This window comes from Rufibacter sp. JT3400010 (assembly GCF_054956755.1).
Genome location: NZ_JBUDXA010000006.1, coordinates 206,297 through 220,651 on the forward strand (window position 1 = coordinate 206,297; position 14,355 = coordinate 220,651).

General features: G+C 42.5%; 6 protein-coding genes. All 6 read right to left on the minus strand.

Going from position 1 to position 14,355, the window contains the following annotated elements; genetic code table 11:
* Positions 1-7: 7 nt before the first annotated feature.
* Positions 8-3,226, minus strand: coding sequence for a SusC/RagA family TonB-linked outer membrane protein (locus ACY0JR_RS08680; protein WP_462633570.1), 3,219 nt, complete (start codon positions 3,224-3,226; stop codon positions 8-10).
* 892 nt (positions 3,227-4,118) lie between these two features.
* The gene (locus ACY0JR_RS08685; RefSeq protein ID WP_462633572.1) at positions 4,119-5,609 is read right to left on the minus strand and encodes a RagB/SusD family nutrient uptake outer membrane protein; all 1,491 of its coding nucleotides are present in this window, start codon (positions 5,607-5,609) and stop codon (positions 4,119-4,121) included.
* 10 nt (positions 5,610-5,619) lie between these two features.
* Positions 5,620-8,748, minus strand: coding sequence for a SusC/RagA family TonB-linked outer membrane protein (locus ACY0JR_RS08690; RefSeq protein WP_462633573.1), 3,129 nt, complete (start codon positions 8,746-8,748; stop codon positions 5,620-5,622).
* A gap of 418 nt (positions 8,749-9,166) precedes the next feature.
* Positions 9,167-9,721 (minus strand): DUF4843 domain-containing protein, encoded by a 555-nt coding sequence (locus ACY0JR_RS08695; protein ID WP_462633574.1) that lies wholly within the window; start codon positions 9,719-9,721, stop codon positions 9,167-9,169.
* Positions 9,722-9,733: 12 nt separating this feature from the next.
* Entirely contained in the window at positions 9,734-11,236 is a 1,503-nt protein-coding gene (locus ACY0JR_RS08700) for a RagB/SusD family nutrient uptake outer membrane protein (protein WP_462633576.1), read from the minus strand.
* A gap of 11 nt (positions 11,237-11,247) precedes the next feature.
* Positions 11,248-14,274, minus strand: a complete 3,027-nt coding sequence (locus ACY0JR_RS08705) for a SusC/RagA family TonB-linked outer membrane protein (RefSeq protein WP_462633578.1) — start codon at positions 14,272-14,274, stop codon at positions 11,248-11,250.
* Positions 14,275-14,355: the final 81 nt, after the last annotated feature.

A 14,355-nucleotide genomic window follows, 5' to 3' on the forward strand; every position in this document is an offset into this window, starting at 1 on the left:
GTACAAATTAAAATTTAACTCTCAATCCAGCTGTTACAGTAGATAATGGAGAATAACGGTACGTATCTGAAGCTCCAGCTTCTGCAGTAGATGGGTTAAAGCCCTCACGAGCAGTGTTAATCCAAAGGTTATCACCTGATACCCAAACAGAAAGTCCACCAACACCAAATCTACTAGTGATAGCAGCAGGAATGTTATATCCTAAGCGTACATTGTTCAAAGCCAAGTAATTAGCCTTAGTCAAGAAGCGGGTAGATAAGGAGTTAACATTCGCATCTGCGTTGTTAGAGAGACGAGGAACATCAGTAATATCTCCTTCTTTCTGCCATCTGTTTGTAATGTCTTGATGCCAGTTGTTGCTACCTACTACACCACTGTGCATTAATCCTGCATAGGTGTAATCGTAAGCATAGCCGCCTAAATTGTAAATTAATTGAACATTCAGCTCAAGGCCTTTAAAGCCACCACCTAAATTAAAGGCACCTCTTACATCTGGAATAGCAGACTTACCCACATACTTTTGCGTTGCATTTGCATACGTCTTGGTAGTAGTTGTTTTCAAGCTACCTTCGCTTACATTAGGGTTCTTATCCAAATAGTCAGCCAGGTTACCAATACCTTCACCGGTATCCAATGTGTTGTTGTTGTTGACATCATTGTAAACTACATTCCACATAGCTCTACCGTCTTTAGCATCTACGCCTGCCCACTCTCTCATGTAGAAATCATATACTGAGTGACCTTCTGACCATCCGTAAGGAGCTTGCACATCAATAGCCTTAGTTCTACCTGTTTCTGCGCTAAGTGGCATTTTAGTAATCTCGTTATCAAAGATTTCACCATTTACGCTTAGATCTAAGTAGTAATCTTTGCCTTGTAAAATATGGCCTGTAAGGTCAAACTCGAAACCTTGGTTTCTCAAATTACCGGCATTTCTCTTTATTGTAGCATACCCTTGTGACGGAGCAACTCTCACATCAAAAATCAAGGCATCCGTATTCTTGATGTAATAGTCAAATGTACCAGTCAGGTATTTTCCAATACCGAATTCGATACCAGTCTGGAACATTTTAGAAGTCTCCCAGGTCAGATCAGGATTACCTTTGCTAGAAAATCCAAAGGCTGGTCTATCATTAAGCGGATCTATGTCCCACAAGTCATACCCAGGATAGAACCCTACACCTGCCTGGTCTCCGATTAGACCATAGCTTGCTTTTAGCTTTAAATTGCTCAGAATAGTCTGGGAACTCATGAAGTCTTCGCTTGAAATTAACCATGCTGCTCCAACTGAGCCGAAAGTACCCCACTTGTCTTCCCGGAATCTTGAACTACCATCTCTTCTTATAGTAGCTGATAAAAAATACTTTTTAGCAAGGTCATAGTTTACCTGCCCAAAGTAGCTTTCCAAGGAGTAGTCTTCTGTGTAAGAGTTAGACGGGTTAAAAACAACTGCATTACTTAAATCTTCTTCATAGTTGTCTACCAGACCGTATCCAGAAGCTGTTGAGGTATTCCGCTCCCAATTGGTAGCCTCATGGGCAGCCAAGGCTTCTATACTATGCTGACCAAAAGACTTACTATATCTAAGTAAATTCAACAGGTTATAAGAAGTTAACTCTGTACCTTGATGGAAGAGACTTCCGCCTTGAGAAGCCGAACCACCATAGAATTTATTCCCTCTGTTTACATACTTGCTGTTATAATACTGCGCTCCCAATCTGTTCTCAAAGGTCAAACCTTCCATGATATTGAAATCTAAACTTGCGTTACCATTCAATTCATTACGGTTTGTTCTGTTGGTATCATAAGTAGCATCAGCAATGGCATTGGTTAACCCACCAAAGCCACGGGCAGTTGCAGTTCCATAGTCAAACTGATTTCCTCCAAAGATTGGATCTGTAATCAACTGACCACTGGCGTCTCTCATGAACAAAGGATAGATAGACGGCATGTTATCAACAAACCAGAAAATACTACCGGAGTCTTCAGTTTGTCCGTTATTATTAGTTTCAGTTCTGGCGTAGTTGAAGTTCAAGGTACCAGTCAACCATTTGCTTATTTCTTGTCTTACATTTAAACGGGCAGACAAACGGTCAAAAGATGAATTGATTGAGTAACCTTGATCATCTAGGTATCCAAAAGAAGAGTAATAGCTTGTTCCTCCATTTGAGCCACCAAACTTAAGATTAAACTCCTGACGGGCAGAATTCTGGAATGCATAATCCTCCCAGTTCTCTGGATCATACTTTCTGGTGATACCTTCTCTTACACTTCTAGTTGTAGGGTCAATTAAGGCTGCACCATTAGCTGCGTTCCAAAGGTTGTAACCTGGTCTAACGCCAGCAGTAGAAAACAACCTTGTGTTAGCATAATTTGTAGGGTTTGCATTACCAACAGCTACCCCTTGGTTGTAAATACCTTCCCATCCTAATGCGATATACTGCTCAGGAGACTTAATGGTGTTGTACCGTGGAAGGTTAGCCATGTTTGTTCCAAAGTTAGCATCTGCCTCAATATAGGATTTTTTACCTCTGCCGGTTCTTGTAGTAATTACCACTACGCCGTTTGCTCCTCTTGAGCCATAGATAGAAGTTGCAGCAGCATCCTTTAAAACTGTAGTAGACTCAATATCAGATGGATTGATAGAGTTAAGGCTTCCTGAAAATGGTACACCATCTACCACATATAGTGGATCGCGGCTACCATTCACAGAACCTATACCACGAATACGAACAGTGGCAACTGTACCTGGCTGTCCACTGGTGTTCACAACGCGTACACCGGCAACCTCACCTGCTAATGCCTGAGAAACGTTGGAGACATTCTTTCTATCTAAAGCCTCTCCAGTAACTGTTTTTGCTGTACCTGTAAATGACTGTTGAGTTGTTGTTCCGTAACCAACTACCAAAACCTCCTGCAAGTTTTCAGCATCAGTAGCTAATCTAACGTTAATTGTAGTTTGATTTCCAATGGCTATTTCTTGGTTTGTAAATCCAATAAAAGAGAACACCAAGGTTCCGCCCGCACTGGGTACCGAGATGGAGTAGGATCCGTTTACGTCTGTTGGAGAAGCCGTAGTGGTTCCTTTGAGTTGCACAGTCACACCAGGCATTCCCTCGCCTGTTTGTGCGTCAGTCACTCGTCCTGTTACAGTTCGGCTTTGGGCCCACGCCTGTGATACAAGCGCCAGCATCAAGACGAAGCTGAAAAGTAAAGCTTTCTTCATGTGGTTTGTAAGTTGTTTGTAGAAAAAAATTATTGTTTAATCGCCCAATTTAGTCTTTAAAAATATTCTGTCAAATTTTATCCTCATTTTATTCCTGCATTAAGCATCTACAATGCGTAAGAGGAATAAATTTACTGTAGCCATATATTGAGCTTATTAGTTTTCAGGTTCTTTACCCGCACTGTAAGAGGTATTCTCATCCAGCACCTTCCCATGACTCTGCTGAAAGTAAGTGCCTTTTCTACCCTATGACTGACAGAAGTGCGGAACCATGCAACAATCTAACTGGTGACAACCAACCTTTCTTACATGACTTTTCGGGTATGTTCTATGCGGTGACTACAACCAAGCTCAGCCGCTAACATTGCTTTGCCTTGTTGTTCTGGCAGAATGCGTTTTTATGCTCTTTTGGGAAGATAAGGCAAAAAAAGAAATTGTAATTCAGAAGCGGTGAATGGATAACATTACCCCCTCTAACTTTTGTGGAGGTCAGCAACTTTCATTCTCAAACGGAACACTTCTAATGGCAACGAGCAGGCTTTACTTATGCCCCCTATTGGCGCCACTCACCATGCACGGGAGCCTTGTGGGTAACAATTGTGCCTAATACTTGGGGAAATCTCTTCACCGTTGCTTGTGAAATTATTATAAATTTTGAACCATTCGGTTTGATGGCAGTTTCCAGGAAGTAGCCCCTAAAGAATTACTGGTGTTATCACCAACAATGACCGAAAATGAGTCATACACTATGCCCCTCCAGCATCTGCAGATCTCTATGGCCTTTCAGAGTAATTGGGTATTAGCGTAACACTCTCCAACAATAGTACTTCCTTAAAGAAAAGAGCCGCCTAATTAGGCGGCTCTTTTCTTTAAGGAAGTACTATTGTTGCAATTAGAGCGGGTTTTGAACAATGGCTTTGTTCACGTTAATCTCAGCTTGAGGGAATAAGAATTGCCACTCTTTTGCACCAGGCTCCACCCTGAAATTACCGCCTGTAATTACCCATGAATATTGAGGTATGTGGTTTGCACCCGTTCTATCTAAAGCACTATTAGTACGTTTCAGGTCTAAGAAACGGAAGCCCTCGCCCCACAACTCACTTCTACGCTGTAGGAGAATCTCATCTACCAGAGCTTGCCCAGTTTTAGTAGACTTCACATATTGAGGATCCCGAGCGCTTACCAGTCTGTAAAGGTTATCTGCGGCAGTAGCAATCCCTTGTCTGGCTTCTGCCTCGGCTAGAATCAAATACATTTCAGCTAAACGCATATGAGGCACATCTCCAATACTCAGGTTAGTGTCAGATACTAAAAACTTCTTGTTACCATACGGTGCTTTCACACCACTTGGGGGAGCAGGGATACTCGCGCCGGTTGGATCCCAAAGAAGTTTACGCACATCGGTAGCAGGAATCTGGTTATACACTACTGAATTGATTTTCTTCGGATTCTGTCTGATAACAGTTGAACTGTAGTTAGCAGACATGTAGGCAAAGAACGAATAGAAAAAGTTTGTCTGATCAGCCTGCATTTTGCTACCCCACATCCATTCAGGGTTATCAATATTATTGAACCCACTGGTATATTGTGTTCTGCTCATTAACGTAGCCCCGCTTTCCTGAATAGCAGCTTGGGAGAATTTAGCAGCATCAGACCAGTTCTGCATGGTTAAAGCCACCCTTGCTTTGATACCTTTTGCGACAGCGGCATTGAAGTGAGACTTTGCCGGACGGGCAGGAAGCCCGGTCAACATTGCAATGGCATTGTCCAGATCAGTATTGATTTGCGCATACACCTCTTCTACCGTAGCTCTTGGCTGGCCTTCAGTAGTATTGGTAAGCATCAAGGGAACTCCTAGCTGGCTGTTTGTTTTACCAGCCGCATAACGCTCTCCAAATACCTGTACCAATTGAAAATGGGCCCAAGCTCTATATACTAATGCCTCGCCAATCACCATCTTCTTTTCAGTCTCTGACCCAGTGGCATTGTCCAGCCCATTGATGAGCATATTGGCATTAGCTATAATTCTATAGTAGAAATAATACCAAGCATGGTTGTAGGTAGTAGTAGAAGCTGCATTTCTATGGGCTACCCAGTTATGCTCCCCTGACCACCAGCTTGTGCCTATGGTCTGCACCCAGTCATCACCCAAGGCATCCATCATAATCTTCATAGACCCCTCTCCACCCTGGTTCTGTTGACCATTGTGTTGCGAGTACAACATTCTGTGTATTCCGTTCAAGGCTGCCATCGCATTCTTTGTATTAGAAAGAACATCGGCTTCCGTAACGGCATTGGTGGGCGAAGTTTCCAGATACTCTTCTCCGCAAGAAGAAAAAATCAAAACGCAGGCTAAAAATGCGCTATATATTGTCTTTTTCATTTCAATTAAGTTATAAAGAAAGATTCACTCCTAAAGATAAAATTCGGGAAGGCACATACACCGCAGAAGTTGTACCCGTGAAGTTTTGTGCGACGTTCATACCCTTCCTTTTGGAGATGAGTGCCAGGTTTTCACCAGTAGCAAAAATACTTGCATTGCGTAGCTTTACTTTTGTCACCAGAGCCGCTGGAATGCTATAGTTTAAGCTTACTGATCTAAAATTCAAATAAGAGGCATCAATCAGCCATCTGTCTGATGCCGCAGCAAGGTTGGCTGTGTTACCTACTTCCAATCTAGGAACATTCGTCATATCGCCGGGATTCTGCCACCGTTGCAACATATCTTTGTGCATGGCACTTCCGTAAGTTCCGTGGTTCATTAAACCTGCATACTCACTGTCATAGAACTTGCCGCCTACAGAATAGGTAAGTAGTGCAGATAAAGAAAAGCCTTTATAAGTAAAGGTGTTGGTAATACCACCAGAGAAGTCTGGGATGGCTGTACCGGCATAATGGTATCTGGCATTATTAGCCAAAGATGTAACGGTATCAGCACCTATGATTTTACTGTTTGTTTCATTATAAGCAATGGCTCTGTATAAAGCATTTCCGTTCTCTGGATCAACACCATAATACTCCCGCAACCAGAAAGCCTGCATGTCTTCCCCTACCTTAAACTTCTTGGTGCCAGACACCAGTTCTTCATAAGGCAGCTTAGTCAGTTCGTTTTTGAAGGTGGTCCAGTTTACATCTAGGTTCCAAGAAAAATTATCTGTCTTGATCACATCACCAGCTAATCTAAGCTCAATGCCACGGTTATACATAGCGCCAATATTCTCTATTCTGCTATCCACCCCACTAGAGAGCGGAAGTTTCACTTCAAACAACAAATCTTCAGACTCTCTATTGAAGTATTCAAGTGAACCACTTAATCTGTTGTTGAACAAAGCAAATTCAAGTCCTACGTCAAAGCTGTTGTTTTTTTCCCAAACCAGTGCTCTGTTTCCCAAAGTAGATTGTGAGAAGCCTGGCTCTGCGGCATTGTTTCTACCTAGTGTGTATAAAGCTTGCCAAGCATAGAAATCTCCAATATTTTCGTTACCAACCTGACCGTATGAGGCTCTTAACTTAACCATATCAACCCAGTTAGGCATAGTAAAGAAGGTTTCATTGTCTAAGCGCCAAGAAGCACCAACAGACCAGAAACTTCCCCACCGCACATCTTTAAAGAACCTTGAAGAACCGTCTCTCCGGTAAGATCCCGTAAGGGTGTACCTCTCATCAAATGTATAGTTCGCTCTTCCAAAATAAGACTCAATCTTATGCTCTTCTGAATAAGTATTGAAACTGTTGGTAGTGCCAAAGTTTTGAAGTTCCGTGTTATCTGGGACAATCTCTCCCGATTTTGAACCAGTTAAATCATCTAACTTTCTGCTGTAGTTTTCATGACCCAACAAAGCATCAAAGACATGCACTCCGCCTAATGTCTTGGTATAATTTAATAATTGGTTTACTGTGAAACTAGTCAGATTATAAAGCTCACGTCCTGCTCTTCCAGCAGGAGCGCCATCCCCTACTCGGGTATTTTCATACGTCTGTTGCTCATAGTTCGTAATGTCTACAGCAAAGTTTGCAGTCAATTTGAAGTCTTTCAGGAAGGTGATTTCTCCGTAAGTTCTACCACCTAACACATTGCGTCTGTAAAGGAAGTTGTTCCATTCAGTTTCAGCCACAATGTGTCTACCTGGGTAAACAGGACGAGTCATGGTAGGAGAAGAACCCCCTAAATCATACACTCTCTGCCCATTTTCATCAAGAACATAGGCTCCGGTAGTAGGGTCATGCTGATGAATAGGGTATATAGGCCCCACACCTCTACTGAAGAAGAAGGGGTTTACAAAACCAGTAGCACTACCCGTGCTTGCCTGATTAGAATTTGAAAGAGTGTAGTTCATGTTCACCCCAGCCTTGAACCAATTAGTCAAATTACTATTGACGTTCATACGACCTGAAAATCGCTCGAAGTCTGATCTAAGCAGATATCCTTTATCATTCAAGTATCCTAGAGAAACATAATAGTCGCTTTTTTCACCTCCGCCATTAAAGCTTACAGTATAGTCAGATCTTGAAGCATCACGTGTGAGGGCGTCTTCCCAATCCAAATCATCTCCCCATAGCAACTGCGCTTCTGGATTTAGAGTACCATTAGGAAGGACAATCTGGTTGTTTGGCACATTAAATGGATTATACCCTAACAAACCTTTGATATCAGCAGTTGCCTTCGCACTGGCCTGTTCTCTGGTGGTGGTTCCCCGCACCAAGCTATTGCGGTAGGCCTCCCACATCAATGGATAGTACTCAAATGCATTCACGCGGTCATACTCAGGCACTGCTCTGGAGGAAACCCCTTGCAAAGCTCTTACATTTACCTGAATACGGTCTTTCTTTCCCTTTTTGGTGGTGATCATTACCACACCATTTGTGGCACGCGAACCATAAAGCGCAGTAGAAGCGGCGTCTTTCAAAATGGAGATGCTTTCTACATCTTCCATGTTAATATTTGACAGACCGGCTGTATAAGGGACACCATCTACTACATAAAGTGGGTCATTGGAATAGTTCACTGAACTGAAACCTCTAATGCGAATAGCAGGTCCATCTCCAGGCTGCCCTGATCCACCAGATACCTGCACCCCTGCAGCTTGCCCTGCAATAGCATTGGTGATATTCGTTACGGGTCTCTGTGCTAACTTCTCTGTACCAATTTGAGCGACAGATCCGGTAAATGTTGCAGGATCTGCAGTACCGTAGGCTACTACAACAACTTCATTTAAGCTTTTAGCATCACCTACCAACCGCACATTTACCGCAGATTGGTTACCTACAGCAACCTCTTGGTTCACAAATCCTATAAAAGAAAACACCAAGGTTCCGCCCGTGTTGGGCACAGGAATTGAGTAGGATCCATTTACGTCCGTTGGAGCAGCCGTAGTGGTCCCTTTGAGTTGCACTGTCACACCAGGCATTCCCTCGCCTGTGGCTGCGTCTGTCACTCGTCCAGTTACAGTACGGCTTTGCGCCCACGCCTGTGATACAAGCGCCAGCATCAAGACGAAGCTGAATAGTAAAGTTTTCTTCATGTGTTTTAGGTTTGTTTGTTAGAACTTTATTGTATGGTACTCTAATTTAAGCTTTTAAATAGTCTTAACAAACTCTTAACATACCATTTCTACTTACTTTGAAGACTAACAACTTCCTACCAAATGCTTTTTTCTTTATTTACATAAACTCAAGCTATCTAATTCATAATTTTCAATGTCACAAATTAAACTATTTAATAAATTTATAATTATTCGACACTTATTAAAATATTCGCAAATATATTAATAATAAAAATTAAACACATGTATTTGGGAATAGGATTGAATAAATTATTCCCTAAGGCTAAGCTCTAAGAACACAGATATGCGTGGTCTTCAACTTTGACAAGAAATACTTCTTTGTCATAAAAAAAGCCCCGAGGTATGACCCCGAGGCTTTATATTCAGACCAATTTGATTACTGCTGGCTTATGCTTAAACCTATTCTATCATATTTGGGACTAGGTTGCAATACTTCATTTCCCCTTAGTTCAAGAACTAAACGCACAGCTGTTGTAGAAGATACTCCTGGGTTCAGGATGGGAATCTCTACATAACCAAAGCTAGAGTTCGCAGGAATAGTTACATTACCAGAAAGAGGACCATAATGCGTTCCTTGCACAGCAGTGCTTTCATCTGCCACAACCACATAAGACACGGTTTGAGCCTCAGTTTTTTGAGGACCTACCAAATTGACGCGTAATCTAAAGACACCATTGGTGGCGGCCCAAGTTCTGGTAATTAAGGTGTCTGCTGCAAATCCACCTGTTGCACTTGTCAATACACTTCTGCCGTATTGAGGTCTGCGTGTTAGCAACGTATAATCTTTGCTAACACCTCCCACAACAGAGCGAGCATTATATGTTGCAGCATCAAATTCTACTAAGCTGTCTTCCCATAAAATCTCTTCGTTCTCTATGCAAGAATTTAGCAAAAGAGCTGCAAAAGCAAATAGATATAAAAATTTCTTCATGTCAAATATCAATTAATAGCCACTGTTTTGTTTCAGGTTCGGGTTGCCACCAATATCGTTTAAAGGAATACCAGGTAATATAACATCTTCAGTAAAGGCAACAGTAGTACCTAAAGCTGGTTTATTTATATCCATTCCTAGTCGCTTTAGGTCAAAGAACCGATGTCCTTCAAAGGCAAATTCCAAACGACGTTGTAATAAAATCTCAGTATTTAAAGCAGTACTTGTAGCTGCAACACTGGCCGTCAACCCCCTGTTCGTCCTGATTCTATTCACATCTGCCAAAGCAGAGACCAGTCCCCCAGGTGTATTGGCATAAGCCTCAGCTCTGTTTAGATACATTTCAGCAATCCGGATTACAGGTATGTGATCAAGGTTGATCTCACCGTTTTTACCAAGGAATTTGGTGGTCTCTACCCAAGGGTTACCTCTACCGCTTGTTCCTACCTCAAAAAGCAAATTACGCACATCTGAAGTACGAGCAGTAATGGTCGCAGAGGCAGCACCATTATTTGTAACAGTAATTCCTAAATCAGTTAAAAGAGTAGGAGTAGGAACCAAGTCGCCAAACCCGCCAGTTCTTGAACGGTCTCCTCTAACAACCAAGGTTGTAAAGGAGGTTTGTAATGACTCATTTACCCCAATATTTTCAGCAGGTGTTTGAAATGCAACTTGAAATATTGTTTCAGGGTTAGTTGCATCACTCCAACTGGCCACGTAGTTTGCCGGAGTTGTCAAGGTATTACCTCTGGCAGCAATTGCCGCGGTAGACATCTCAATTACTTTAGGGTAGTCTTTTCTGTAAAGAGCCACTCGTGAGTAAAGCGCTTGGGCAGCTACTTTAGAAGCTTTACCCACATTGGAAATAGCACCTAGTTTGGCAACTGCTTCATCTAAATCAGCATAAATAGCATCATATACGTCATTGATTGGGTCTCTTGCAGGTAAATAAGCTAGTGCTTCTGCTCCGCTGTTAAAAGTTTGCTTTACAATAGGTACCCCACCCATGTTCTTAGACTCTACCACTGCACCTGGAATATAGGCATATGATCTAACCAGATCAAAGTGATACAGAGCTCTAAGAAATTTAAGTTCGCCTTCAAAAGCAGCTTTGTTATCAGCAGTGACCGTTGGGTCCTGCAAAGTAGGGAGTGCTGCAAGCACTAAGTTAATTCGTTGGATCGCATCATAAGCCGTACCCCAATGCGTAAAATGAGCTCCTATTGCGTTCCGGGCCTCTGTTACTAACCTACCAGATTTATTTGTTGCTCTACCATTATCTGAAAGAGCCTCTGGCAAAGTAATCAACCTATTACCATACATGGTAAGGTTTTTCAAAGGAGTGTACGCCCCCAAAATGGCTGATCTTACTGCGGCACCGGTAGTCAATGCTGTTTCAGCATCAATAGCCGTTTTAGGCTCAATATCTAATAGACCTTCGCACGAGACCGCAGAAAACGCGATACCAGCAGAAAGTACCACGGCACCTATCTTATTTATAAAAAATTTTCTCATTATCAGTTGAATTAAAATCCTAATTGAACACCAAAGGTTACGTTCTTAGACTGCGGTATAATACCGGTAGCTTCTCCATAGAACTCTGGGTCATATCCTGGGAAATCTGAATACGTGTAAAGATTAGTAGCCTGAACGTATACTCTGGCAGAGGTAAATGCTCTTGTTTTGGCTAATAAAGTAGAAGAGAAATCATACCCAAGTTGTGCGTTCTTCAACCGGATGTAATCAGTCTTGAAGTAGTTGCGGGTAGAGGCAATGGCGTGGTTACTTCCTTGTGACTCAGCACCACCATTATACGGTCTTGGAACATCAGTAATTTGACCAGGAGTTGTCCATCTTCTATCATAGAGATCAGTCAAGCTATTGAATGTTCTGTTACCATTCTCTGATAAGAAGCCGTACTGTCCATCAAACTGAGTTCTGCCATATTGGTATTGAAATAAGACAGAAAGATCAAAACCTTTGAAAGTAAAGGTGTTTTCAAGGCCGCCTGTGTGTCTAGGAAGGGTAGAACCAATTACTCTACGATCTGCCGCGGCAACTTGATAGGTAGGGTTATTGTCTTTATCATACCACATAGGTCTTCCTGTGGCTGGGTTTACACCGGCATATTCATATGAGTAAATAACGCCTAAGTCTTCCCCTACAATAAGTGAGTAGCTAGGTGTATTTTGCACATTATTGTACAAACGGGTTACCTCATTCTTCACATAACCGTAGTTAAAATTTGTTCTCCACTGAAAACCACCCTTATCTATGTTTATAGTGTTTAGTTCAAATTCAGCTCCTCTTTGCTCTAGAGCACCAATGTTAACGGTTACTGTACTATAACCTGTAGTCAACTGCAATGGCAAGCTAAACAAAAGGTCATCGTTCTTCTCAATGAAGGCACCAATTGTACCGGAAACTCTATTGTCAAAAAAAGCAAAGTCTAAGCCTACGTCTGTCATGGTACGAGTTTCCCATTGAAGAGTAGGGTTGGCAAGGTTAGTCTGGGCAATACCCAAGGCTCCTGCATAAAGGCCAGCATTACCATAAAGAGCTCTGGCATCAAAGTTACCGATACCATCACGGCCGTTTTTACCCCAGCTTGCTCTCAGTTTCAAGGAAGATACCCAGTCCACTTCCTCCATAAAGCTCTCATCAGCCACATTCCAGGCTGCTGCTACGCCAGGGAAGAATCCATACTGCGTATCTTTACCAAAGCGGGAAGAACCGTTGTATGACATAATGGCTCTTAGCGTATATTTTCCGTTGAAAACATAGTTGATTGAACCAAAGGCACCAGCTCTCTTATATCCGGTAAAGCCTTCTCCAACACTTACAAGTGTACCGGCACTACCCAGTGTTCTGAATTCTGGCGTAGGAAACCCAGATACGTTAGTAAATGTGTTGCTACGGGTATCTTTTCTATACTCTAAACCAGTTTGGGCCTCAACTTTGTGCACTTCGGCAAAGGTTCTTCCAAAAGTCAACAATTGAACAGTTTGGAAGTTTGTCAGCCAGTCAACTGTTTTAAAACCTCTTCCGTTTACAGCAAACCCATCAGGAGTCCTTGGATCACGATATTGCTCCCCATTTACACTGTTATAATCTAAGCTATAGCTAGATCTGAAAGTTAAGCCAGGCAATATTTTATAAGTTGCAGCAAATGAACCCAATAATCCAGTTGTGTTTTGTGAACCTGAGTTAAATTCATTTACTGCTGCCACGTTCTGGTTCAAGATGCCTCTAAACACCTGCCCACTTCCAGGCACCCCGAAAAAGGTACCGTCTTCATTTCTAACAGGGTTACTTGGAAGAATTAAGCTACTAGCGAAAGCAGGGTTACCCAAAGTAGAACCAGACACCGCAAACGGAGCCTCCTGGCTAACGCTACTTAAATTCAAAGTTGTTGAAAAGCTTAGTTTATCTGTGGCGGCATGGTCTAAATTTAGTCGCGCACTTGCTCTTTGGAAATCAGCCTTGGTCAAGATAGCAGACTGTTTTTGATAAGCACCTGATAAATAAAATGTCGTCTTTTCGTTTCCACCTCTTGCAGAAAGTTCATAATTGTTTACAACCCCTCTCCCAAAAGCTTCATTCTGCCAGTCATATGTTGGCAAGGCGGCAATCTCAGCATCAGTAGCAGTAGCAGGAAGACCAATTTCATTCAACACTGTAGTTCTGGCACCAGCAGGATTGTTAGCATTTGTTACAGCCTCTGTTCTTAAAGCAAAGTATTGCTGTGAATTCAACACATTGAATTTCTTCAATTTGTCTGCAAAGCCAGTATAATAGTTCGCCATGAAGGTGGTTCTACCGGCTTTCCCTTTTTTAGTTGTGATAATTACGACCCCGTTTGCCGCTTGAGAACCATACACAGCCGCTGTTGCTGCATCTTTGATTACTTCAATAGACTCAATGTCATTGGTATTGATTCCCGCCAATGGATTGGCAGATGTCACCCCTGACCGAGCGGCGGCAGTATTGATTTGTACTCCATCTACAATGTACAACGGCTGGGTACCACCGTTCACAGAGCCTACCCCACGTATTTGCACATTGATAGCTCCCCCCGGTATACCTGTGCTAGATTGTACCACTACCCCGGCAGCTCTACCTTGCAAAGCTTTATCCAGTGAAGCAATAGGTTGGTTCTGGATAGATGCCCCACTTACCTGAGCAATGGACCCGGTTACTTCGCGCTTTTCCTGCACACCATAACCTGTAACAACTACCTCAGAAATTTGGCGGGCATCAGATGCTAACCGTACGTTAATAGTAGATTGGCTGCCAATGGCAACTTCTTGGTTTGAATACCCAATAAAAGAGAACACTAAGGTTCCGCCAGCACTGGGCACGTTGATCGAATAAGCACCATTAACATCAGTAGGTGATGCAGTAGTGCTTCCTCTGAGTTGAACGGTCACACCAGGCATCCCCTCTCCTGTTTGTGCGTCCGTCACTCGTCCTGTTACAGTTCGTGTTTGCGCCCACGCCTGTGATACAAGCGCCAGCAGCAAAACGAAGCTGAATAGTAAAGTTTTCTTCATGTGGTTTGAGTTTGTTTGTTTGTAGATATTATTGATTGATAACCAAATATAAACCTAATAGCCATATTAACAAATTCTTAA

What these genes read in the sequence shown, in the direction of transcription:
- ACY0JR_RS08700 (WP_462633576.1), bottom strand. Translation starts at nt 11,236, where the DNA reads ATGAGAAAATTTTTTATAAATAAGATAGGTGCCGTGGTACTTTCTGCT.
- ACY0JR_RS08705 (WP_462633578.1), bottom strand. Translation starts at nt 14,274, where the DNA reads ATGAAGAAAACTTTACTATTCAGCTTCGTTTTGCTGCTGGCGCTTGTA.
- ACY0JR_RS08695 (WP_462633574.1), bottom strand. Translation starts at nt 9,721, where the DNA reads ATGAAGAAATTTTTATATCTATTTGCTTTTGCAGCTCTTTTGCTAAAT.
- ACY0JR_RS08690 (WP_462633573.1), bottom strand. Translation starts at nt 8,748, where the DNA reads ATGAAGAAAACTTTACTATTCAGCTTCGTCTTGATGCTGGCGCTTGTA.
- ACY0JR_RS08680 (WP_462633570.1), bottom strand. Translation starts at nt 3,226, where the DNA reads ATGAAGAAAGCTTTACTTTTCAGCTTCGTCTTGATGCTGGCGCTTGTA.
- ACY0JR_RS08685 (WP_462633572.1), bottom strand. Translation starts at nt 5,609, where the DNA reads ATGAAAAAGACAATATATAGCGCATTTTTAGCCTGCGTTTTGATTTTT.